This window comes from Nocardia jejuensis NBRC 103114 (assembly GCF_001613145.1).
GTDB lineage: Bacteria > Actinomycetota > Actinomycetes > Mycobacteriales > Mycobacteriaceae > Nocardia > Nocardia jejuensis.
In genome coordinates, this window is record NZ_BDBU01000077.1 from 1 (window position 1) to 23,509 (window position 23,509).

Sequence of the window (23,509 nt, forward strand, 5' to 3'; positions counted from 1 at the left end):
CCCGCGCCTCCTCGAGCGCGCGGCGAGCGAGGTCGACACCCCGCAATTCGGGTTCCGCGCCGGGCGTGGCGGGGGTCGAACCACCCGCCGCCGCACCGGAACTCCCGCCCGCGCCGGCACCGGGGTCACGTGATTGCGGCTGGTCAGCCATTCGCCACTCCCTCTCGTCGCGGGCTCGTCCGCAAGATTCTGCCGCATCGCCCCGACACACCGGCTCCGGCCACGCGGTGATGTCTCACTCGCGCCTCCGGACCTACCCCCTCTGACGTCACGTGACCATCCACCGATCGATCAGGAATCTGTGGAAATGCCGGGCGAAGGTGTGGATAAGTCAGGCGGAAGTGGGGATGACTCGGGTGTGGCTGGGGACGACACGGCGGCCCCTGGGGATGGCTGGGGATCGTCGGCGAGCCGTGACGCGCGATGATCCGCGTCTCCGGTGGTCTCGATCCGCAGCGGTGCGGCCTCGAGTTCGGCGGGCACGTCCTCGGCCACCGCCGCGGTGATGAGCACCTGCTCCGCGGTGACCGCGACGGCCGCCAGCGCGGCCCGCCGACGACGGTCGAGTTCGGCGAACACGTCGTCCAGGATCAGCACCGGATCGGTCCCGGCGGTGCGCAGCAGTTCGAACGCACCCAGGCGCAAAGCCAGTGCGTAGGACCAGGACTCACCGTGACTGGCGAAACCCTTCGCCGGGGCCGAACCCAGCATCAGCTCCAGATCGTCGCGATGCGGACCGACCAGACACACGCCGCGTTCCAGTTCTTTCTGGCGGGCATTCCCCAACTCGCGCAACAGGATCGCCTCGAGCACCTCGACATCCTCAGCCTGTGGAGAACGTGCGGGATCGAGGAGTTCCGGTGGGAGCGAACCGCTTCGGTAACCGATCGACGCAGGTCGAGACTCCGGAGCGATCGATCCATAGGCCTGTGCAAGATGTGGATAAAGTTCGTGCACCAGCCGCAGCCGCTGCTCCAGCAGCACCGCGCCGTGCGCCGCGAGGTGCCCGTCCCACACGTCCAGGGTGCTCAGCTCCGCGCCGCGCGCACCCGAACGAGCAAGGCGGCCCGCGGTTTTCAACAGGGCCGAGCGCTGGCGCAGCACCTTGTCGTAATCCGCGCGCACCCCGGCCAGCCGCGGCAGCCGCGCGGTCGCCAGCTCGTCCAGGAACCGGCGGCGCTCGGAGGGATCACCGCGCACCAGGGACAGGTCCTCGGGCGCGAACAACACGGTCTGCAGGATCCCCAGGATCTCCCGGGGCCTGCGCACCGGGGAGCGATTGATCTGCGCGCGATTCGCCGCGCCCTGATTCAGCTCCATGTCCACCCGCAGTTCGCGCCCGGTGTTCACCACCGTCGCGCCGATCCGGGCGCGCTGGGCGCCGATGCGGATCAGCGGGGCGTCGGCCGACACCCGGTGCGAACCGAGGGTGGACAGGTATCCGACGGCCTCGATCAGGTTCGTCTTACCGTTGCCGTTGGATCCCAGGAAAACGGTTCCACCGGGCGGTAATTCGAGTTCTGCGGCCTCCCAGGACCGGAAATCGCGCAGCGACAGCGTCCGCACGTACATCCGGCTAGTCCACCACGCGATCATCCCCAGGCCCGCAGGCGGTATCGGAAAACGCGGCCGAGACCGGGAACGGCTCCCGGGGCCCGAACCGCGAATCCGCCGGTCGCGCCGCGTTTTTCACAGCTTTGTCAACACTGTGCACAGTGTCCTGATCACCGGGCGCTCGCGGTCCGAACCACCGGGCGCGCGAGCCGCCCGGCGTCGAACCGTCGAATCTCGGATCAGCCCGGCAGGCGGACCGGCATCAGCAGGTAGATGTAATTACCGCTCAGCGCCGGGAACGAACCCGAATCCAGTTGCTGCGGATCCTCTTCCGGAGCGGGCAGCAGCACGGCCGGGCGGCTCGGCGTGGTGAATCCGAAGATCACCCGCTCGGTGTGCAGCGCGGACAGGCCGTCCACCAGGTAGCCCGGATTGAAGGCGATGGTCAGCGGCTCACCGCGGAAGTCGGCCTCGAGCCACTCCTCGGCGCGTCCGGCGTCGTCCCCACCGGCCGAGAGCAGCAGGCCCTCCTCGGAGAACTCCATCCGCACCTGAGCGCCGCGCTCGGCCACCAGGGCCACACGCTTGATGGCCTCGGCCAGCGCGCTGACGACGAGCGTCACGACGGAGGTGTGCTCCTTGGGGAGCAACTGGCGGAACTTGGGGAATTCGGCGTCGAGCAGGCGCGTGGTGGTGCGGCGGCCGCCGTTCACGATGCCGAGCAGACCGTCGCTGCCCGTACCGAAGGCCAGCTGCACCGGCTGATCGGACGAGCCGAGCGTCTTGCCGGCCTCGGACAGGGTGCGCGCCGGAACCAGCACGGCGGTCTCGACATCGGCGCGGCCCGGATTCCACTCCAGTTCGCGCACGGCGAGGCGGAAACGGTCGGTGGCGGCGAGCACCACCTTCGGGCCCTCGATCTCGACCCGGATGCCGGTGAGCATGGGGAGCGTGTCGTCTCGGCCCGCGGCCACGGCCACCTGACCGACCGCGGTGGAGAACACGTCCACACCGAGCTCGCCGGTCTGGGGAGGAAGTTCGGGAAGCTGGGGATAGTCCTCGACCGGCATGGTCGGCAGCGAGAACTTCGCACTGCCACAGGCGATCAGCACGCGGGTGCCGTCCACCGACACGTCCACCGGCTTGTTCGACAGCGACTTGGTGATGTCCGCCAGCAGGCGCCCCGACACCAGAACCTGTCCGGGTCCGGCGACCTCGGCGGCCACCCGCATCTGCGCGGAGACCTCGTAGTCGAAGCCCGACACCGTCAGGCCGTCCTCGTCAGCCACGAGGAGTACGCCACCGAGCACAGGGACCGGAGGCCGCGACGGCAAGCTACGGGCCACCCAGGCAACGGATTCGGCGAAGTCCTCGCGAGCGACCCGAAACTTCATGCTTGCAAGCTCCATCGCCCGGTCAATCCTCTCCCAGTCTCAGTCGGATCTGTATCGGCACATCAGCGTCGGCTGATCGAGAAACCCCCGGAGGGGAAGCAGCTGCTGAATCGTCCGCCTGCGCAGTCTCGCACGGGGGACCGACACCAAACCCTACTTGCGTGACGCGCGAGTGCCTATGCCGACCCTCCGGCACATCCGAGCCGATCCCCCGCGAGCGCGATCCGCTTCGTCCTTCCCCATGCGTCTTGTTCCGAGCGCGAGCAACCACCGACCGAACCCTGCACTCCCAGACCGACTTTCCACACACCTGTTTTAAAAGAGAGTCTCTCTAAGGAGAGAAATGAAGTAGTAGTAGGTCGTGTGGAAACTGTGGACTTCCCCTCTTTCCGCAGCTCCGAGCGCATGGCGGCATGGGGATGACCATGGGGTGACTCGAGGATGAACTTCGGGTGTCTGTGGAGTCGTGGCAGTAGTTCACATTCATCCTCGAGTCATCCTCGAGTTGCTCCCCCGTTTTCGGGCCTCTCGCCAACATCTGAGCGAATCCGGGGACAACTCGAGGATTCCTCGAGGATTCCCTGTTCAGTCCTCGAGGAATCCACAGGGGACAAATGGGATCCGGGCAGGTCAGCCCTCGAGGATGAATCCACCTGTGGGAACTGTGCACTACTCGTCATGCACAGCTGTGCACAGCGCCCTGTGGGCAAACCGGTGGACAACTCGAGGAATCCACAACGTTTCCTCGAGGATTCCTCGAGGAATCCACACCCCCGAAAACAACAGACCCCCACGTCAGGGGACGTGGGGGTCTGTGGACTGTGGATCAGCGCGAACGCTGTTTAATTCGGGCTGTGAGTTCTTGAACCTGGTCGTACACCCGGCGCCGCTCGGTCATCTCCTTGCGCACCTTCTTGTCCGCGTACATCACCGTGGTGTGGTCGCGGCCGAAGGCCTGGCCGATCTTCGGCAGGGATAGGTCGGTCAGTTCACGGCACAGGTACATGGCGATCTGCCGGGCCTGCGCCAGCGGCCGGGCCTTACCGGGACCGGTCAGCTCTTCCAGCGTCGTATTGAAGTACTCCGCGGTCACGGCCATGATCGTGGACGCGGTGATCTCCATGGTGGCGGCGTCGGGCATCAGATCCCGCAGCACCACCTCGGCCAGCGACAGGTCCAAGGGCTGCCCGTTGAGCGACGCGAACGCCGTCACGCGGATCAGCGCACCCTCGAGTTCACGGATATTGCGCTCCACGCGGGTCGCGATGAGCTCCATCACGTCGTGCGGCACATCCAGACGATCCATCCGGGCCTTCTTGCGCAGGATCGCGATCCGCGTCTCGAGCTCCGGCGGCTGCACATCGGTGATCAGGCCCCACTCGAAGCGGGTGCGCAGGCGTTCCTCGAGGGTGGCCAGCTGCTTGGGCGGCCGGTCCGAGGACACCACGATCTGCTTGTTCGCGTTGTGCAGGGTGTTGAAGGTGTGGAAGAACTCCTCCTGGATGCCTTCCTTGCCCTCGATGAACTGGATGTCGTCCACCAGCAGGATGTCGGTCTCGCGGTAGCGGCGCTTGAAGGCCACCTTGCGGTCGTCACGCAGCGAGTTGATGAAGTCGTTGGTGAACTCCTCCGTGGACACGTACTTCACGCGCATCCCCGGGAACAGCCGCTGTGCGTAGTGCCCGGCCGCGTGCAGCAGGTGCGTTTTGCCCAAACCTGAAGCGCCCCAGACGAACAGCGGGTTGTAGGCGCGCGCCGGAGCCTCCGCGATGGCGACCGCGGCGGCGTGCGCGAACCGGTTCGAGGCGCCGATGACGAAGGTCTCGAAGGTGTACTTGGCGTTCAGGCTGTTCGCCGAGGACGGGGACGGGGACTCCCGCTCGGGCGACTTGTTGAAATACGTCGGCCACGAATTGCGGGCGTTCACCACCGGCTCGTCGTCGTGCGCGTCGTCCACGTCCACCGGCCGGCGCGCGGCCGGTTCGTCCGGCATGCGCCGGGGTTCCTCGGGCATGCGACGCGGTTCGTCCTGGAAGGACCGCTGCTCGTCCTGGAAAGGACGCTGTTCGTCCTGGAAGGAACGGGGTTCGTCCGACAGCCTGCGCTGATCCTCGGCCATCCGGCGCGGCTGCTCGTCCTGCATGCGGCGCGGCTGGTCTTCCGGCATCCGCCGCGGCGGTTCGTCGGGCATCCGCCGCTGGGCGGGCTGTGGATCCTCCGAGACATACGGGTCCGGTTCCGGGGAGAACAGCGACTCCTGCCCGGGCGGTAATGCCTGACCACGGTGGTTCTCTCGCCTGCGGGGCGGCGCCTGCGGCTCCGGAACGGGCGCCGGCAACTCTTCGGCCATCTGTGGCTGCCCGAATTCCACAGGTGGATAAGCATCGCGCTCGGAGTACTCGGTCGAGTAGTCCTGTGGAGGCAGATAGCGCCCACCCTGGTACTCCGGCGCGGGCTGGTAGTGAGCCTGTGGATGTTCGACCGGCGACGGCGCGGCAGCCTGCGGGGCGTATCCCATCGGCTGGTGTTCGGGCTCGCGCGGGCGTTCCGGGCGGGAGGTCATCCGGGCGTGGCGGGGTGCGTTCGGCGAGCGGTCCACCGGGGAATTCTGCTGGGCCCGGATCCGCACGCCGAGGCCTTCGACCTGAAGTCCGCGCCGGGCCAGCGAGCGCAGGATGGGTTCGCGAAGATCGCGCTCTACCACCTCTTGAGCCATGGTTCCGGGTACCGAGAGCAGGGCGAATCCCTGTGCGAAGGTAATCGGTTCGATGATTCCGAGCCACGCCTTGTGAGCCTTGCTGACCGGTTGGATCTCACCGTCCGCCGAGCCGCTCGCCAGTTCGGCGATCACCTCGCGCCAGACAGCGGTCAACACATTCTGCTCGTCGTCCACGAACGTAGTCCTCCCCGGAGCTGTGGGTAGATAAGGAGCAGACGGGTGTGTGCAACTGCTCGGCGTCCCCTGTGACCGGGCGTCGGCGAGGCATCGTCGGCCCTACGAATATGCCACTACAGGGGTCTTTCCACACAATTATCCACAGATGTGGACAACCTGGGGATGCGCGTCGGATCGCGGCTATTCCCTCGAATCGGGCACCGACCTGCGGTTCATCAGCTATCAGCTGGCAACGTCGCGTGTGGTTCGCTCTGTACCCTGGAGAGGACCGTACACGAATCCCCCGCCGGGACACGAACGCCCAGCACGTGGCGCTCCGGGGAAGTGCGGGGCCGTGCCGAGGCAGTACGGGGTCGGCCGAGACAATGCAGTTCGTGCGGGTGGTGGGTAAGGCAGCGGGATCCGGGTCCTGTGCGAGAGCGTTGGATGCTCACGGCACCGGAAAGCCGCTCACGGCACCGGAAAAGCACTGTGACGGTGCTCGCCCACCCCGAGTTTGACCCGTGTTCAGCGGATCAGTACCCTTCTACAGTCACCCTATGGTGCGGTGGCGGCTGCTTGCTGCCCGCGCCGACAAGGGTATTGCTCCGAAGGACCACACGGTCTTTCGCGATGCGCACCGTTTCACCGAACAAAAGCTTCGGGCGTCACCGGACGCCCATTATTTAGAGGAGTTGACCGTGGCCAAGGGCAAGCGGACGTTCCAGCCGAACAACCGTCGTCGGGCGCGCGTTCACGGCTTCCGTCTCCGGATGCGTACCCGTGCGGGTCGCGCCATCGTTTCGGCGCGCCGTGAAAAGGGTCGCAAGACTCTGACGGCCTGATTCGGTAACCCCCGAATGCGGCGTATGCACGGTTCGCCGTCCGATCTCCGAAACCTGATTCGCCCGTACTCCGACGGACGCGTCGGTGCTGCCTGAGTCCCATCGGCTGCATCGACGTACCGACTTCTCCCGGACGGTGCGCCAGGGCCGGCGGATCGGGAGACGGGATCTCGTGGTGCACGTACTGCTACACGACGATCAGCTGACCACGGGTACCCCCGCCGTTCGGGTGGGTGGTCCGCGGTTCGGTTTGATCGTCAGCAAGGCGGTGGGTCCAGCGGTGGTTCGCCACCGGGTGGCCCGCCGCCTGCGTCATATCTGCGCAAGCCTGGCGGCCGAGCTGCCGGACGGCGCGGACATCGTTCTCCGCGCCCTGCCCGGCGCCGCAGACGCTCCCTCCATCGAACTGGAACGGCAAGTGCGAGGCGGACTGCGAAAACTCGGATCCCTCGCCGCGCACACCGATGCGCGGGCGAGCACCGATGGCGACTCACGCGCAGCTGCCGGCGCGGACTCATGAATGTCCTGCGCGCCGCTGCCCGCTTACCGGCCAAAGCTCTGATATTCCTCATCGAGCTGTATCGGTCCTATATCTCCCCCACTCGTATGCCGGTGTGCCGGTTCACCCCGACCTGTAGCGAGTACGCGGTGACCGCGCTGCGGACCCGCGGACTGTTCGTCGGCCTCGGACTGGCAGCCGTTCGCTTGGCGAAATGTGCGCCCTGGCACCCTGGTGGGTGGGACCCCGTACCGGAACGCTCGCACCGGCACGCGGCATCAGCTTTTGAAGGGTCACCGCCCGCGGTGACCGGCGATACGAACGACGGGAGTGCATAGAGCCGTGCTCGACTTCATCTATTACCCGGTGTCGGCCATTCTGTGGTTCTGGCATCGTGCATTCGGGTTCGTGCTCGGGGCGGACAGCGGTATCGCCTGGGCGCTCTCGGTGGTGTTCCTCGTCTTCACGCTCCGGCTGGTGCTGTACAAGCCGTTCGTGAAGCAGGTCCGCACCACGAAGCAGATGCAGGAACTGCAGCCGCAGATCAAGGAACTGCAGAAGAAGTACAAGAACGATCGTCAGCAGATGACGGTCGAGATGCAGAAGCTCCAGAAGGATCACGGCTTCAACCCGCTCATGGGTTGCCTGCCGGTGCTGCTGCAGGTTCCGGTCTTCCTCGGTCTGTTCCACGTGCTGCGCTCGTTCAACCGCACCGGCACCGGTATCGGCCAGCTCGGTATGTCGGCCTACGACAACGCGCACACCCCGAACTACATCTTCAGCGCGAGCGACGTCCAGTCCTTCTTGACCGCACGGCTTTTCGGCGCTCCGCTCTCCGGCTTCATCACCGAGCCGCAGTCCGTGCTGCAGTCCTTCGCCGAATACGGCGGCGTGCCGACCAAGGTCGCCATCGCGGCCGTGTCGATTCCGCTGATGATCATCGCGGGCCTCGCGACCCACTTCAACGCGCGCGCGTCGGTCGCCCGCCAGAGCGCCGAGGCGCTGGCCAATCCCCAGGCCGCCATGATGAACAAGCTGGCGCTGTGGGTGTTCCCGCTCGGCGTGCTCGTCGGTGGTCCCTTCCTCCCGATCGCCATCCTGATCTACTGGGTGTCCAACAACATCTGGACCTACGCGCAGCAGCATCTGGTCTTCGGCCGCATGGAGCAGGAAGAGCAGGAGAAGAAGGCCGCCGCTCTCGAGCGCCGGACCCAGAACGCTCCCAAGCCCGGTGCGAAGCCGGTCGATGTGCGCAAGGCGAAACAGGATGCCGCCGCCGTCACGGACAAGGTCGACACCGTGTCCGACGGCACGCCGAATCTGACCAAGTCCGATGCCCCGCAGTCCGGTCAGAACGGTGCGAAGCAGAACGGCACCAAGCAGACTGCCAAGAAGCGGTCCGGCAACCGCGGCCGCGCGAATCAGAAGCGCCGTCGCTGATCCCGAACCACACCCGAGCTTCTACGGCGCACCGCACACTCTTCGACACACCCGCGGCGCCGACAACTCCAGATGAAGGAAACAACCATGACTGTTGAAACCGACGGAGGGGACCCCACAGTGACAGCGGCGACGGCGGAACCGGCCACGGCGACGGCGGCTCCCGCCACGGCGGCGGAGTCCGCGGGCGATGCCGAAGAGGCGCTCATCGAAGAGGGCGAAATCGCCGGCGACTACCTGGAGCAGTTGCTGGACGTCCTGGACTTCGACGGCGATATCGATCTCGACGTCGAAGGCGATCGCGCCATCGTGAGCATCGACGGCGGCAAGGATCTGGCCAAGCTGGTCGGTCGCCGCGGTGAAATCCTGGACGCGCTGCAGGAGCTCACTCGCCTGGCCGTGCAGCAGGCCACCGGTATTCGTTCGCGCCTGATGCTGGACGTCGCGGGCTGGCGGGCCAACCGTCGCTCGGAGTTGGGCGCCCTTGGACTCGAGGCCGCCAAGCGCGTGCTCGAATCCGGTGAGCGCGAAGCCCTCTCCCCCATGACCCCGTTCGAGCGCAAGATCGTGCACGACGCGGTCGCCACCGTCGACGGCGTCGTGAGTGAGAGCGAAGGCGTCGAACCGAGTCGCCGCGTGGTCGTTCTTCCCGAGTGACACGCACCGAGCACTGAGAGCAGGGCCCCCGGGTCGATACGACCGGGGGCCCTACGCTTGTCCGGAGCCCCCGAGTTGCCGATCGCGCTCCCCCCGAGCGACGACGAGTTGGAAGGATGTTTCACGTGGAACCTGACGCCGAGGTGACCGATCAGGGTCTCGTCGAACCACCCGCCGCGGCCGCGGTCGTCTTCGGGGATCGGCTGGAGATGGCTCGCCTCTACTACACGGCGCTCGCCGGTGCGGGCGTCGAGCGCGGGCTGATCGGTCCGCGCGAGGTGCCCCGGCTGTGGGACAGGCACATTCTCAACTGCGCGGTGATCGGCGATCTGATCGCCGAGGGCGCGTTCGTCGTGGACATCGGCAGCGGCGCGGGGCTGCCCGGAATCCCGCTCGCCATCGCGCGGCCCGATCTTCGAATCACGTTGGTGGAGCCGTTGCTTCGCCGCACCATCTTCCTGTCCGAGTTCATCGAGCAGGCCGGGATCGAGAACATCACCGTCGTGCGCGGGCGGGCCGAGCAGCCGAACGTCCGCAAGGAAGCCGGTGATGCGGATGTGGTGACCTCCCGAGCGGTCGCCCCGCTGGCGAAGCTGGCCGGCTGGTCCATGCCGCTGGTGCGGGACAACGGACGGATGCTGGCGCTCAAGGGAATCAGTGCCGCGGAGGAATTGGAGCGCGATCGCGCCGAGCTGACCAAGGTGGGCGCGGGAATCGCGGAGGTCCTGGAATGCGGTGTGGGAGTGCTCGAGACACCCACGGTGGTGATCAGCGCCGAGCGTCTCCCCCGCAGCGATCGGGAGCGGCGGGCCGCGGCGCGGGCGAAGCGCCGCTGATTCCGGGTCGATTCCACCCGGTTCGGATCGGCTCGGAATATCTGAAAAACTAATCCTTCAAATTACCTGTGAACGCGCCCCGTGGTCGGTACTGTCCGGTTGACCCGCATCGGTGCGGGGAGGAGCACAGGAGTAGTACGAATGAGCATTTCCAAGCGAACGGGACTCGGCGCCGGACTTCTGGGCGCCCTGGCGACTGCGGCTCTGGTCGCCGCACCCCAAGCCAATGCGCTCGTGACGGACATCGGCGTCTCGTCCGACACCGTCTATGTCGGGCAGGCGTACACGATCACCGCCTCGGTGACGGCCACGTCCGGTCTGTTCAATGTGACCTTCACCGACAACGGGACCGAGATCGGGAAGGCCAAGCCGAGCGGTAGCACGGCCACCATTCAGTGGACCCCCTCCAGCAAGGGTGCGCACGAACTGAAGGCGACGCAGGAGATCATCTCCAGCAAGACGGTCACCGTCACAGTGACGGATAAGCCGACTACTCCGGGTACCGGCTCCAGCTCCGGCGGAAACCCCCTCGCCGGTCTGCTGTCGAGCCTCTCGGCCAAGTAGGTCACCGGACCCGCGTGGTCCCCCGGCCCTTCGTGGCCGACCGCCCGGACTCTCAGAGCCGATCCGGGTGTACAGCGCCAAGCGGGCGCGGTGGTTTCGGCCACCGCGCCCGCTTCGCTGTCTGTCGATGATTCACGTGAAACCACAGTCGGTCGCCGCCGCCTCCGGCGCAGTGAGTCTCCGCCTCCGGCACAGCGAGTTTCCGCCTCCGGCGCAGTGAGTCTCCGCCTCCGGCACGGCCATTCGTGGAATCGGCGATGTTTCATGTGAAACATGCCGCGAGTTTCCGTGCGAGGTTGCCAGTTTCGCGTGTCGCACCAAGTTGATCGCTCTTCAACTTCCGTAAAGTGTCTCCTACTGGCAAGCTAGTGAACGTCGAGCGAGGCGCTTATGCGATGCCCGGCAACCGGCTCGAAATCGGCTGGCACTCAGCCGGGAACGGCTTCGGAATGGGTATCTCTCGCGCACCTCGCACCGTCTCGGTCAACGCAGCGTCGCGTGGTGGATGGCAGCGGCTGCTCCGCTTCTCCGCCACCGCTGTTGCCTCCACTGCTGTCAGGTGCGGAATTCAGCTCGACCACGTGTCTTTGAGTTCTCGGGGTTAGGAGCCTGTATGTCCAACGGTCCGGCGAATGTTTCACGGGAAACAACGTCCCGGGTTCCAGGCATGCTCGATAGCGGATCCTTCGATGCGGACGATTTCAGCCGCACCCCGTTCGGGAACATCTCGGCAGCCGACACCCCCATCGCCGCGGAAGCTCAGCGCGCGAGCCAGGTTCGGCAGGGTGGCACGGTCTCCATTCCGAAGCCGAAGGAACAGCGCGTCATCACCGTCGCCAATCAGAAAGGCGGCGTGGGCAAGACGACCACGACCGTGAATCTGGCGGCGGCGCTGGCGCTGCAGGGCATGCGGGTGCTGGTGGTCGATCTCGATCCGCAGGGCAATGCCAGCACCGCGCTCGGTGTTCCGCATCATTCGGGCGTCCCCTCCAGCTACGAACTGCTGATCGGCGAATGCACCGCCGCCGAAGCGATCCAGCAAAGCCCGCACAACGAACGGTTGCTGTGCATTCCGGCCACCATCGACCTAGCGGGCGCGGAGATCGAACTCGTCTCGATGGTCGCGCGCGAGAATCGCCTGAAGTCCGCGATCCAGGAAGCCAACCTCGCCGGCTACGACATCGACTACGTGATGATCGACTGCCCGCCGTCGCTGGGTCTGCTGACGGTCAACGCGATGGTCGCCGCCAAGGAGGTGCTGATCCCCATCCAGTGCGAGTACTACGCGCTGGAGGGAGTGGGTCAGCTGCTCCGCAATATCGGTCTGGTGCAGGCGCATCTCAACCCCGAATTGCATGTCTCCACCGTCGTTCTCACCATGTACGACGGTCGAACCAAGCTCGCCGATCAGGTCGCCGAGGAGGTGCGCGGCCACTTCGGTGACGCGGTCCTGCGCTCGGTGATCCCCCGCAGCGTCAAGGTTTCCGAGGCGCCGGGATACGGAATGACGGTCTTGGATTACGATCCGGGTTCACGTGGCGCGATGAGCTATCTCGATGCGGGACGAGAGATGGCGTCGCGCTCGGCGCGCCAGGCGACGGCGGTGCCGGTTGCCGACGGAGAATCCCGGTAAGCATGAATTCGAGTCCGGTGAAGAACGGAAAGGCGGTCGGTAAGCCGATGAGTCAGGCGAAGAAGGGTGGACTGGGACGCGGCCTCGCGGCGCTCATCCCGACCGGGCCCGCGGCGACACCGGGTCTCACCGCGGCGACACCGGGTCTCGGCAGTGCGGCGGCGAATGTCGTCATCGGAGTCGATCCGATCGGCCCGCAGCCGGCCTCGGCCTATCTACACCGGGTCCCGGATCCGGAAGAGGGCAATGACGCGGGAGCGGTCTACCGCGAGATCCCGCACGCGCAGATCGTCCCGAATCCGAAGCAGCCGCGTCAGGTCTTCGAGGACGAGGCGCTCGCCGAGCTCGTGCACTCGATCAAAGAGTTCGGCCTCATGCAGCCGATCGTGGTGCGTCAGGTCGAGAGCCTGCCGGAGCCGCGCTATCAGCTGATCATGGGCGAGCGGCGGTGGCGGGCGAGTCAGGAGGCGGGCCTGCCCGCCATCCCGGCCATCGTCCGGGAGACGGCGGACGAGTCGCTGCTGCGCGACGCGCTGCTGGAGAACATCCACCGAGTGCAGTTGAATCCGCTCGAAGAGGCGGCGGCGTATCAGCAGCTGCTCGAGGAATTCGGCGTCACGCACGAGGAGCTGGCCGCGAAAATCGGTCGCTCCCGTCCCGTCGTGACCAATATGATTCGGCTGCTGAAGCTTCCGATTCCGGTGCAGCGTCGCGTCGCGGCCGGCACCCTGTCGGCCGGGCATGCTCGCGCGGTGCTCGCCCTGGAGGCCGGACCGGATGCGCAGGAGGTGCTCGCCGCTCGCATCGTCGCCGAAGGTTTGTCGGTGCGGTCGACGGAGGAGGCCGTGCATCTGGCCAACCGGAATCCGGATCCCGAGACCGCTCCCCCGGCGGCCAAGCGCAAGCCGATTCAGATGCCGGGTCTACAGGATGTGGCCGAGCGACTGTCGGAATCCTTCGACACTCGGGTCTCGGTCAGCCTCGGCAAGCGCAAGGGCAAGATCGTCGTCGAGTTCGGCTCGATCGACGATCTGGAACGAATTGTCAGTCTGATGGAGCAATCCAAGCTCTGACAGTGCTCCATCCCGAAAGATTGAGCCCTACCCCGCGGTCATGGCTGAAACGTCACAGTGACGCGAGGATTTTCGAGGCCCGGAGAGGCGAATTGCGTTGATCGCTTATTCTTGCTGGCGAGCAGATATTGATGCGGCGTGAGCGTGGATGAATCGGACAGCTGGAGGCTGAGCAGAGCGGTGTCGACCAGCGTTACCGCACTAACCCTCGGCGGACTCGACGACCTCCCGGCGCACGCACGGCGGTGCGTGTTCTGGGAGATGGACCCGGCGGTGGCGGCGGACTCCCGTGAATTCAGTGACCCGGTCTTCGAGAAGGAGGCCTGGCTCTCCACAGTCATGCTCGAATGGGGATCCTGTGGACAGGTCGCGACCATCGACGGAAACTCCGCGGGGTGCGCGCTCTACTCACCGCCCCGGGTGGTTCCGCGGGCGGGACTGTTCCCCACCTCCCCGGTGAGCCCGGATGCCGTCCTGCTGACCACGCTGCGGGCCGAATTCCCCTACCAGGACACCGATGTAGCAAATCAGCTGATTCAAGCCGTGGTGGCCGATCTGATACGTCGTGGCGTGCGGGCGATCGAGGCATTCGGGCTGCGCTGGGATCCGCCGTCGCAGACCATGCCGGATCTGGGCTCCATGATGCTGATGGAACGCATCGCGCCGACCCCGACCCGGGAGCGCGGCGGTCATTCCGCGAAGGCCGACTGCTCCCCCGAGACCTGCATGATCGATGCCGATTTCCTGGAGGAGGTCGGGTTCAAAGTGGTTGCCGCGCATCATCGTTTCCCGCGGTTGCGGCTGGAGCTCGATCACGACCACCTGTGGAAGGAAGACGTCGAGCGGGCGCTGGACCAGCTGCTGGCCGCCGCGTCGATGGAGGCGCCCAACCGGGTCGTCACCGTCTGATCGGTTCCGCTGTCGCAGCGGCTCGCCTATCGAAAAGCCCGCCGCCCAGGCAATTCCGGGCGGCGGGCTTTTCGTCTGCGTGGGGACCCTCAGATGCGGTCGGCGGCGGCCAGTTCCTCGGCGAGCAGCTCGGCGAAGGTATAGGTGCCGGTGGGCTGGTCGTCCTGGCCGAGCAGGTACAGCCGCTTGACCGAGATGAGAATGGCCTCGGCGATCACGTCGCGCATGCGGGGATTGGTCAGCACCGAGGAGTCGTAATCGCTGGAGAGATAACCGATGTCGACCTGGACGGTGGGCATCTTGGTGAGTCGCAGCAGATCCCAGGTGCGCGCGTGGGTCCGGCAGTCCTGCAACGAGGTTCTGGCCACGATCTCGCGCTGGATGAACCCGGCCAGCACCTGGCCGATCATCGAGGTGGAGCCGTGCGAGTTGCCGAAGTGGAAGCTGGCCACGCCGCTGGCCGCCGCGCTGTGATTGCCCGCGCAGCGCAGCGAGATCATCAGGTCGGCGTCGAAGGTGTTGGAGGTCTCGGCGCGTTCGGCGTCGGTGGGATTGGCGCCCCACGGCCGGGACAGGAACGTCTCCATGCCGGTGGCGGCCATTCGGCCCTCGAGCCGGCTGGCCAGATCCCAGAGGATCTCCGATTCGTACACGTCGCCGAACTCGGTGGGGACCGGATTGCCCTTGTCCGGCCCGCCCATGCCCGGATCGATGACGATGCGCTTGCCGGTGAGCTGCGGGCCCGCCCGGTGCACCACTTCCTCCTCGGCGATGCGATGCGGATTTCCACCGGTCACGCGCGCGCCGAGCAGATCCAGCGAGCGCAGCGTGTCGGGACCGCAGATGCCGTCGGAGGAGAGGCCGATCTCACGCTGGAACGAGGTGAGCGCGTCGTGGGTGTGGGCGCCGAAATGGCCGTCCACCCGGCCCACGTAGAAGCCGAGGTCCTGCAGGCGGCGCTGCAGGGTGGCGACATCGTCGCCGTAGAGCGGTGCGGACAGCTGATAGATCAGCGTGCGCGCGCCCAGCCGGTAGGAGGCTTCCTTGAGGGCTCGGTAGGTGGCCGGACCGACCACGCCGTCGACCAGCAGACCACGGTGCTGCTGAAAAGCCCGCACCGCGGAGTCGAGATCGTGATCGAAGGTGGCGTCCGAATCCTTCCAGTACTCACCGCTGTGACCGACCGGGTCGGAATTGGGGTGGGTATGGAGGAAGCCGAGGCTTGCCAGGGTGCTCCGAACCTCTGCTACGGCTGGTCCAGTATCGCCGTGACGAAGTCGGTGCATGCGTAAGAGCCCTTTCCTTCCGCCAACCCGGGTACCCACTCGCGCAGAGGTTTACACCCTCCGCACGACCGGAGCGATCGGTCGATTGTCCCAGACCCGGACCGAACATCGGCAACTGTCGAGTGCAGGAATCCTACCCTGACGGCAACGTCAGGGATCGCAGGCAAGAGCCTGCGCTGTCGCGCAGGCTCTCTCCGGCGTCGAAATCGTACACACTCGAGTTATAGAACATCCCCGAGTTCGCGCAACAGGGCCGCTTTGCCCTTTGCCCCGACGATCCGCTTCACTTCGCGGCCGCCCTGGAACAGGACCATGGTCGGGAGGGAAAGGATGCCGTAGGTCTTCGCGGACTCCGGATTGGAGTCGGCGTCCACCTTGGCGATGGTGATCTTGTCGGCATTGCCGGCCGCGATCTCCTCCAGCACGGGGGCGACCATCTTGCACGGACCGCACCAGGCCGCCCAGAAGTCCACCAGCACCGGCTTCTCGCTGAGCAGCACCTCGTCGGCGAAGGTCTTGTCGGTGACCGTCTTCGTGGCGCTGGTCTTGGCGTCGGACATGGTTGCTCCTTAGTTGTTCACTACTTCTACCGGGCGACCGGCGTGATCGAGAGTGTTGCTGGTGATGTCACCCTGGTCGGCGAGCCAGCGCTCGGCGTCGATGGCCGAGCGGCAGCCGGTTCCGGCGGCGGTGATCGCCTGGCGGTAGGTGTGATCGACCAGGTCGCCGGCCGCGAACACGCCCGGGATCGAGGTGTAGGTGCTCTGATCCTTGACCTTCACGTAGCCCTCGTCGTCCAGATCGACCTGGCCGCGCACCAGCTCGCTGCGCGGATCGTGGCCGATCGCGACGAACAGGCCGGTGGCCGGCAGCTGCGAGATCTCGCCGGTGCGGGTGTCGCGCACGCTCAGGCTGGTGACGCTCGAATCACCGTGCACCTCGGTCACTTCCGAGTTCAGCAGGAAGGTGATCTTCTCGTTGGCCTTGGCGCGCTCGAGCATGATCCGCGAGGCGCGGAACTCCTCGCGGCGGTGGATGATGGTCACGCTGGAGGCGAACTTGGTGAGGAATGTCGCTTCCTCCATGGCCGAGTCGCCGCCGCCGACCACGACGATGTCCTGGCCCTTGAAGAAGAAGCCGTCGCAGGTGGCGCAGGCGCTGACGCCGCGGCCGAGCAGCGTCTGCTCGCCCGGGACGTTCAGGTAGCGCGCCGCGGAACCCATGGCCAGAATCACCGCGTAGGCCTCGAAGACCTCGCCGCCGACGGTCACCTTCTTGATGGTGCCGGTCAGGTCGAGCTCGTCGACGTCCTCGGTGCGGATGTCGGTGCCGAAGCGCTTGGCCTGCTCACGCATCTCCTCCATGAGGTCCGGGCCCATGATGCCCTCGCGGAAGCCGGGGAAGTTCTCGACCTCGGTGGTGGTCATCAGGGCGCCGCCGAACTGGGTGCCTTCGAACAGCAGAGGTTCCAGTTCCGCGCGGGCCGCGTAGACGGCTGCCGTGTAGCCGGCAGGACCGGAACCGACAATGATCAGGTCGCGAACTGGCGTACTCAAAGGACCCTCCGAGGCAGATGTGAAACAGGCGTGTCGGTCAACAACAGGGTAAACGCTGTTGTTCCCGGGGCCGCCCGGGCCGGTACCCCTGGCCAGTGGGCGTCCACCCGGCCCGAAGTGGACCGGGTGTGATGCCCGGACCCGGGAAAGCCCGGGCCGGGGCGGGTGTCGTGGGTCAGCCGATGTCGGCGGTGGCGAGCACCTGCGGGTTGCCCGGCAGGCAGCCCGATCCCAGCACGATAGCGCTGATCTGCGGCGGCTCGGGTCCCGCGAGCAGGACCAGGACGGCCTGCTGACCGGAATAGGTGACGCTGCGCGCGCCCAGCAGTGGGCGATTCAGGTCGGCGGCCTGCAGGCAGTCGGTGAGGGCGTCGCCGGTGGCGAGCGGGCCGGTGAGTTCGTGATGGCCCATGGCGCTCAGGATCACGTTCTTCGGCAGATCGGCGGCGAGTTCGGTCTCCGCGGCGGGGTGCGCGGTGGTGCCGGTGGTGCGGCCGCTGACCGCGTCCACGGCGATCAGCGTACCCGCGACGACGGCGACGGTCGCGGCGGCGGCGGCGAGCCAGCGGAAGCGGCGGGACGGGCGTTCCCTCGGCGGGAAGGACCCGGGTTCGTCGTTCGCCTCGGACTCGGTGTCCGGCTCGAAGTCCAGGTGTTCCAGATCGCTGGGATCCAGGCGGCCGGTGTCGTAGATGGAGACGTTCAGCGCGGGCATGGGCGCAGTGGTCGGGGCGGCGGAGCGTGGCGGGACCGGGAGCCGGTGCACGGTCGCCTGTTCACCGGCGCCGGTGAGGTCGGCGGTGGCGAGCTCGTCGATCATGCGTTCCAGCCGGGCGGTCACCTCGGCCGGCATGGGGTGCGCGATGCGCTCGTCGCGGCCGAGGTCGCGCAGGCGCGCGTTCACCCCGTCCAGCGACTGCAGATAGCGCATCGCCTCCGGGTCGCGGCGGACCGCGGGCCACAGCTGCCCGGACATGTGCGCCGGGAGTAGCCCGGCGTGCAGTTCCGCGAGCAGTTCGGCGGAGAAGGGCGGGCGCGGCATGGTGCCGGCCCTCGCTCCTCCTGGGTCCATCTCGTCCATCGCCCCTCCACGGCCCGATGTGGGAATTCGCAGACCTGTCTAATTTTTTTTGACGCGCCGGACCGAGATCCGGTTCCAGCTATCTTGCTCTCTCCGTCGCGAATTCGGGTGTTCATCCGAATTCAGGCGGAGTCCGAGTCGCCGTTCAGGTAGGTCGCGAGTCGTGCCCGGCCGCGTGCGCACCGGCTCTTGACAGTTCCCTCCGGAACTCCCAGTTGCGCAGCGGCATCCGCGATCGACAACCCTTCCAGCTCCACGGCGACCAGAGCAGTGCGCTGATCGGCGGGCAGCGCGAACAGTGCCGCGTCGACGATCAGCGAGGCCTCACATGCCGCGAAATCGTCTCGGGCATAAAGAGGTTCGGGTAGTGACTCCTCGGACAACGGTACCGTGCGCCGCAACTTGTTGCGACGGATGCGGTCCAGGCAGGCGTTGACCACGATGCGGTGCAACCAACTGCGCACCTCCGCATCGCCGCGGAACCCCGCCGCCCCGCGATGCGCCGATAGGAGCGCGTCCTGAAGCGAATCGGCGGCGTCCTCGGGCGTGTACGAAGCGCGGAGCGCGACCTGATAGAGGTGATCCTGATGACGGAGCAACAACTCCGCGAACGCGTGCTCTTCACCACCCGCATGAGCGGCCAGCAGATCGCGATCGGAGACCTCGGTCCTGTTCGCTGACGACAATGCATCTCCTGAACCGGCGAACACGACCCCACGACGACCGGCCGCACCACCGATGTGTTTTTCGTGTCATCCGGGACCGAAGAAGCCGAATCCCAGGAAGTCCCCCAACCCGGGAGCACGCAAAATCATAACGAAGATAACGATTCGGTAGCAATGAATTGCCCAGAAAACCCCAGCTAGAGCCACTTCTCAGGACAAATAAGACAGAACCCCCACCAAAAGACACAAACTGATCACGCGCCCAATACGGCGAACAAGCAGCACCCCACCCCGTGCCCGAGCGAAGGGCGACGCGAGATCACTCCCCCGAAGCGCCTGCACCCCGGCTACCCCGACTGATCAAAGGCGACAGCTGATTTCGCAACTTCGGGGTAACGCATGCACGACCGTTCACGGCTCCCAGGCCGGGCGCTGAATATGCGGGGAGGCGGAACAGCTAGGGCGCGGCTTCGAAGCGGAGTTCGGCGATCGAGGACTGGTACTGACCACCGTTGTTGCCCAGCGCGGTGATCCAGACCAGGACGTACCGGGCGGGCTGGTCGGCCCGCACGGCAATCTCCGTGACGCCCTGCCCGAGCGTCGCCTGCCCGATCAGTTGGGTCTGATCGAGCGTGGGGGCGGCGGTCGGGGAGGTGCGGATCTCGACCTGGGTGCCCGGCGTCGGCGAGTCGATCACCACCTTGGTGAGCTTGCTCGGGCTGCCGAGCGTGGCCAGGATGCCCACGCCCTTCTTCAGCGCCGGGAACTGCTGGAAGTACGCGTCGGACCGCCACGTCGTGGTCGGATTGTTGTCCAGGACCGCCGCCACGCCGCCGATGTTGTCCGGGGTGCCCTCGGGGGAGAACACCATTGCTCCGGTGACCGGGACCGGCACGCCACCCTCGGTGACGGCGGCCGGGGTCTGCGGCGCGCCGGGCACCGCGGGCGCCGAGCTGGAGGTGGTCAGACCGATGTTCTGCTGCTCGTTCAGCGGCTGATCGGACGCGCCCGGTGCGAACACGCTCAGCAGCCACCAGATGATGACGCCGACCACGAGCGCGGCCAGCACGCCCAGGCCGACCAGGATCCACATCATCCGCTGCGAGCGTTCCTTCTCGGCCGCGAGCAGTTCCGGATCGGCGAGGGTCTCGTCCGGCGCGGACGGCGGACGCTGACCCAGGCGCAGCACGGGGATGAAGTCGGTCTTCTGATCGACCACCGACGCCTGCTCCAGCACGTGCTGGACCGTCGCGGCGGTGCGCACGCCCTTGTTCGATTCCAGCGAGCGCACCGCGACCGCCGAGATCTCGAACGGCGTCTCGGGGCGAATCGTTCTGGGCTCCACCGGAGTTCCGTCCGGACCGAAATCGGCCAGCGGCAGTCCGCCGATGGTCGCGGCCGAGCCGGTGACGCCGCCGACGCGGATCGGCCAGCGCGCGGTGATCAGCGCGTAGAGCATGGCGCCCAGACCGCGCACGTCCGACTGCGCGTCGGAATCGGACAGGGTGCCCGGGAAGGCGAGCACCGCGTCACCGGACGCGCTGATGCGCACCCGATCCGGGTGATCGATGGACAGCGATCCGCCGCCGCGATGCGCGAGTTCGGCCGCGGCCGCGAGGGCGCGGACCGCGCGTGCGGCTCCTATCGGCGACGGCGCGGTGTCGGCCATCTCCTTGAGCGAGCGGCCCGGCGTCCATTCGGCCACCACGATGCCGCCCGAGGAACCGCGGACCACGTCGAGCACGCGGGCGAGGCCGGGCGAGTTGATCCGCCCGAGTCGCAGCGTGCGGGACAGGATCGCCTGCGGCCCATCGTGTCCGGAATTGTCCGCGGCCTGCTGGTCGGCGTCCACGAAGGTGAGCGCGACCTCGCGGTCGAGCTTCACGTCCAGGGCCTGCCAGAACTTGAGTCCGCGCGCGCCACCGTGCCCGGCGAGCAGGCGATAGCGACCGCCGGCCACCGAAGCGCCCGGCAGCAGCTTGGGCCCGCGCTGGACCTTCTTGCTCGGCGCCTCCACCCGCATGGGCGGCATGAACGGCGAGACTGCCTCGTAGACACCGGTTTCGGGACCGGCGTCGCGCTCTTCGCGTAGTTCCTCCGCCTCGCCGTGGTCGCCGTCGTCGGCGGAGATCTGCACGGGTTCGGCTCGGCCGCCCGGCTTTCCGCTCTTCGCGCCCGGAGTGGGGGGGACATCCGTGGAGAGCCCGCCTCCGGCCGCGGAAGAGTTGTCGGCCGGGACGCCGCCCGCCGCGTCGTCGCTCACCCTCGTTCCTCCTTCGCCCTGGTAGTTCGAAGACCGATATGTCGGGGCCGGAACCGGTTCGCCGGTCTCCGCTGTGGTGCGGAAGCCGGCGTCCTGGGACATGCGGACGGTCTTGTCCGATGCCGCGCGGGTGCTGTCCGGCGTCCCACGATCATCCGTGGGCGCGCCGGATCCGGCGGTTGCGCTGCTCTGCCGAACAGGGTACGGGAACTCACCCTTCCCGGTGATGTCAACCGCATCGGGTCGGACAACCGGGAGCACCATCGTCTGCGCGTCGAGGTACGGGTCGAACCGGTAGTAGTACGGCGCGGCGCGCAGATCCGGCTTCGGCAGCAGCGTGGTTCCGTGGATCTCGTCGAGCGGTGAGCCGTCCAGGTCCAGGTCGGGGGCCGGCGGGGTGATGCCGAGCCGCCGCGAGATGGCGACGGTGATGGCCACGACCTCGGGAATACCGGCCAGTCTCATCAGCGCGAACGCCACGCCGAACATGATGACCGCGGTGATCGCCACCCGCACCAGCGAGCCGATGCCGCCGAAGGAGTCCGAGAGCCGGTGCAGTCCGATCACCTTGTCGGAGATCAGCATGACCGCGCCGCCCGCGAGCGAGGCGCCCGCGACCCGGGTGATGGTGCGCCCGACATTGGTCATCCGCAGATCGCCGAGACTTCGGTGCAGCAGGAAGCCACCGATCACCGCGCCGGCGGTGAAGCCGAGACCGTTGGCCGCGCCGAGCGCGATCACCACGTGCTTGGCGTCGAAGAAGAACGGCGTCATGACCGACAGCAGGATCTTCACGCCGGTGATGCCGAGGATGATCCAGGTCGGCGTCCAGGCCTGTTCGCGGGCGTAGAAGACCCGCAGGTGGATCAGGACCAGTGCGTACGGGATCAGCGTGAACGCGGACCAGGACACGGCCTCGCCGAGTCGGGAGGCGTCCGCGGTGCCGAAGCGGCCGTAGGACAGCAGCGCGGTGCCGATCTGCGGTCCGGCCAGCGTCAGGAAGGTGACGATCGGGACCAGCGCGATCATGGTGAGCCGGGTGGCGGTGCCGAGATCGTCGACCACGGCGGGCGTGTCGTCGGCAGCGGCGTTTCGGGACAGCCGCGGCATGATCGCGGTCAGCAGGGTCACGCCGAGCACGCCGTACGGCAATTGCAGCAGCAGCCAGGCGAACTGGTAGATGGCGGGACCGGCGGTGTCCACGTTGGTGAGCACGCGGGTGGCCACCATCCAGCCCACCTGGCTGATCCCCACGTACAGGATGATCGCGCCGCCCATATTGGCGAACTGCTTCAGGCGCGCGTCCACGCCCCAGAGCAAGCGCAGGTCGATGCCCTCGCGGCGGATGGCGGGCAGCAGGCTGAGCACCTGAACGACCACGCCGAGAGTGACGCCGACGCCGAGCAGCAGCAGCTTCGGCTCGCCCATCTTCACCGGGTCGAGGGTGATCTCGCCGGGCAGCAGCCAGTACAGGAACAGCACCACCAGCACGACGATGTTGTTCAGCACCGGCGCCCAGGCGCCGGGCCGGAACACCTGGTGCGTGTTCAGGATCGCCATCAGCAGCGCCGACATGCCGTACAGCACCACCGCGGGCACCAGCAGATAGGTGAGCGCGGTGGTGAGCGCGGAACTCACCTCACCGTGTTTGGGCACCAGCAGGTGGGTGAGCAGGGGTGCGCAGATCAGGACCAGCACCGTGCCGATCCCGAGCACGGCCAGCGCGGCGGTGAACAGCCGCCGGACGAAGGCCGCGCCGCCGTCCGGGTCCTCTTTCTCCGCACGCACCAGGGTGGGCACCACGATGGCGGTGAGCACCGCGCCGAGCAGCAGTTCGGAGATCATCGCGGGCAGGGTGCTGGCCACGGTGAACGCCGAGGCGATCGCGGGTCCGAGGATGGTGAGCAGCATGAGCTGCTTGCCGAAGCCGGTGATGCGACTGGCCAGGGTGGCGATCGCGATCGATCCGGAGTCCCGGACCAGGCGCGCGTTGGAGTTGTCGGCCTTCTCGGCGGCACGCTGGGCCGCGGTGTCCGGTCCGCCGCGCGTGAGCGTCTTGGCCTGCACCGGCTGATTGCCGGAGGCGTAGGCCCGCTGGTCACCCGAGACGTACGCGCGCTGATTGCCGGAGGCGTAAGCCCGTTGATCGCCCGAGGCGTAAGCCCGCTGGTCACCGGAGTTGTACGCCCGCTGGTCACCGGAGGCGTAGCCGCGCGGGCCGGATACGGGCGGCGTCGAATAGCGCTGTCCGCCGGGCGGATCGGTGTGCGATCCCGCGCCGGGCGGCCGGTGCGAATCGGGGTTGCCGTGGCCCCAGTGGAAGCGTTCCTCGGACGGTGTGCGGGCCTCGGGCACCGCTCCCCGCGCGGGGCGCTGGGG

At 67.1% G+C, this 23,509-nt stretch carries 19 protein-coding genes; 10 read left to right on the top strand and 9 right to left on the bottom strand.

The genetic code is table 11. From position 1 onward, the window contains the following. Positions 1 to 291 precede the first annotated feature (291 nt). The 3 genes from recF to dnaA all read right to left on the bottom strand — a co-directional run bounded on the left by recF (position 292) and on the right by dnaA (position 5,841). A complete protein-coding gene (gene recF / locus NJ1_RS36875; RefSeq protein WP_084479242.1) occupies positions 292 to 1,572 on the bottom strand; it encodes a DNA replication/repair protein RecF in 1,281 nt (426 codons plus the stop codon). Between the two features lie 221 nt (positions 1,573 to 1,793). After that, positions 1,794 to 2,963: a DNA polymerase III subunit beta gene (dnaN, locus tag NJ1_RS36880; RefSeq protein WP_067704694.1), complete on the bottom strand. Its 1,170-nt coding sequence runs from the start codon at positions 2,961 to 2,963 to the stop codon at positions 1,794 to 1,796. An 811-nt stretch (positions 2,964 to 3,774) separates the two neighbouring features. Beyond that, a complete protein-coding gene (gene dnaA, locus NJ1_RS36885; RefSeq protein WP_067704697.1) occupies positions 3,775 to 5,841 on the bottom strand; it encodes a chromosomal replication initiator protein DnaA in 2,067 nt (688 codons plus the stop codon). Between the two features lie 683 nt (positions 5,842 to 6,524). Here dnaA and rpmH point away from each other — a divergent pair. The 10 genes from rpmH (at position 6,525) to NJ1_RS36925 (ending at position 14,279) form a co-directional block, all read left to right on the top strand. After that, positions 6,525 to 6,668, top strand: coding sequence for a 50S ribosomal protein L34 (gene rpmH / locus NJ1_RS38595; RefSeq protein WP_084479245.1), 144 nt, complete (start codon positions 6,525 to 6,527; stop codon positions 6,666 to 6,668). Positions 6,669 to 6,753: 85 nt separating this feature from the next. Further along, positions 6,754 to 7,188 carry a ribonuclease P protein component gene (gene rnpA / locus NJ1_RS36890; protein ID WP_084479243.1) on the top strand — a complete coding sequence of 145 codons (435 nt, stop codon included), beginning with the start codon at positions 6,754 to 6,756 and terminating at the stop codon, positions 7,186 to 7,188. After that, entirely contained in the window at positions 7,185 to 7,505 is a 321-nt protein-coding gene (gene yidD, locus NJ1_RS38600; protein ID WP_084479244.1) for a membrane protein insertion efficiency factor YidD, read from the top strand. The genes rnpA and yidD overlap by 4 nt, the downstream gene beginning before the upstream one ends. 4 nt (positions 7,506 to 7,509) lie before the next feature. Next, positions 7,510 to 8,607, top strand: a complete 1,098-nt coding sequence (gene yidC / locus NJ1_RS36895) for a membrane protein insertase YidC (protein WP_067704700.1) — start codon at positions 7,510 to 7,512, stop codon at positions 8,605 to 8,607. A gap of 87 nt (positions 8,608 to 8,694) precedes the next feature. Then, positions 8,695 to 9,264 (top strand): Jag family protein, encoded by a 570-nt coding sequence (locus NJ1_RS36900; protein ID WP_084479246.1) that lies wholly within the window; start codon positions 8,695 to 8,697, stop codon positions 9,262 to 9,264. 116 nt (positions 9,265 to 9,380) lie between these two features. Next, complete coding sequence (rsmG, locus tag NJ1_RS36905; RefSeq protein WP_067704704.1) at positions 9,381 to 10,100, top strand: 16S rRNA (guanine(527)-N(7))-methyltransferase RsmG; 720 nt, start codon at positions 9,381 to 9,383, stop codon at positions 10,098 to 10,100. Between the two features lie 141 nt (positions 10,101 to 10,241). Then, complete coding sequence (locus tag NJ1_RS36910; protein ID WP_067704706.1) at positions 10,242 to 10,664, top strand: hypothetical protein; 423 nt, start codon at positions 10,242 to 10,244, stop codon at positions 10,662 to 10,664. Between the two features lie 667 nt (positions 10,665 to 11,331). Continuing rightward, the gene (locus tag NJ1_RS36915) at positions 11,332 to 12,297 is read left to right on the top strand and encodes a ParA family protein (RefSeq protein WP_174557163.1); all 966 of its coding nucleotides are present in this window, start codon (positions 11,332 to 11,334) and stop codon (positions 12,295 to 12,297) included. A 47-nt stretch (positions 12,298 to 12,344) separates the two neighbouring features. Beyond that, a complete protein-coding gene (locus NJ1_RS36920; RefSeq protein ID WP_067704725.1) occupies positions 12,345 to 13,370 on the top strand; it encodes a ParB/RepB/Spo0J family partition protein in 1,026 nt (341 codons plus the stop codon). Positions 13,371 to 13,550: 180 nt separating this feature from the next. After that, a complete protein-coding gene (locus NJ1_RS36925; RefSeq protein ID WP_067704711.1) occupies positions 13,551 to 14,279 on the top strand; it encodes a hypothetical protein in 729 nt (242 codons plus the stop codon). Positions 14,280 to 14,368: 89 nt separating this feature from the next. On the opposite strand, the gene NJ1_RS36930 is transcribed toward NJ1_RS36925, so the two are convergent. The 6 genes from NJ1_RS36930 to murJ form a co-directional block, all read right to left on the bottom strand. Continuing rightward, positions 14,369 to 15,565: an N-acetylmuramoyl-L-alanine amidase gene (locus tag NJ1_RS36930; RefSeq protein WP_067704714.1), complete on the bottom strand. Its 1,197-nt coding sequence runs from the start codon at positions 15,563 to 15,565 to the stop codon at positions 14,369 to 14,371. Between the two features lie 221 nt (positions 15,566 to 15,786). Beyond that, on the bottom strand, positions 15,787 to 16,125 hold the full coding sequence (gene trxA, locus NJ1_RS36935) for a thioredoxin (protein ID WP_067704717.1): 339 nt from the start codon (positions 16,123 to 16,125) through the stop codon (positions 15,787 to 15,789). Between the two features lie 9 nt (positions 16,126 to 16,134). Then, entirely contained in the window at positions 16,135 to 17,121 is a 987-nt protein-coding gene (trxB, locus tag NJ1_RS36940) for a thioredoxin-disulfide reductase (protein WP_067704719.1), read from the bottom strand. A gap of 175 nt (positions 17,122 to 17,296) precedes the next feature. Continuing rightward, positions 17,297 to 18,202 carry an RsmA family anti-sigma factor gene (locus tag NJ1_RS36945; RefSeq protein ID WP_067704721.1) on the bottom strand — a complete coding sequence of 302 codons (906 nt, stop codon included), beginning with the start codon at positions 18,200 to 18,202 and terminating at the stop codon, positions 17,297 to 17,299. Positions 18,203 to 18,324: 122 nt separating this feature from the next. Continuing rightward, on the bottom strand, positions 18,325 to 18,888 hold the full coding sequence (sigM, locus tag NJ1_RS36950; RefSeq protein ID WP_067704735.1) for an RNA polymerase sigma factor SigM: 564 nt from the start codon (positions 18,886 to 18,888) through the stop codon (positions 18,325 to 18,327). Positions 18,889 to 19,324: 436 nt separating this feature from the next. After that, entirely contained in the window at positions 19,325 to 23,197 is a 3,873-nt protein-coding gene (gene murJ, locus NJ1_RS36955) for a murein biosynthesis integral membrane protein MurJ (protein ID WP_067704737.1), read from the bottom strand. Positions 23,198 to 23,509 lie beyond the last annotated feature (312 nt).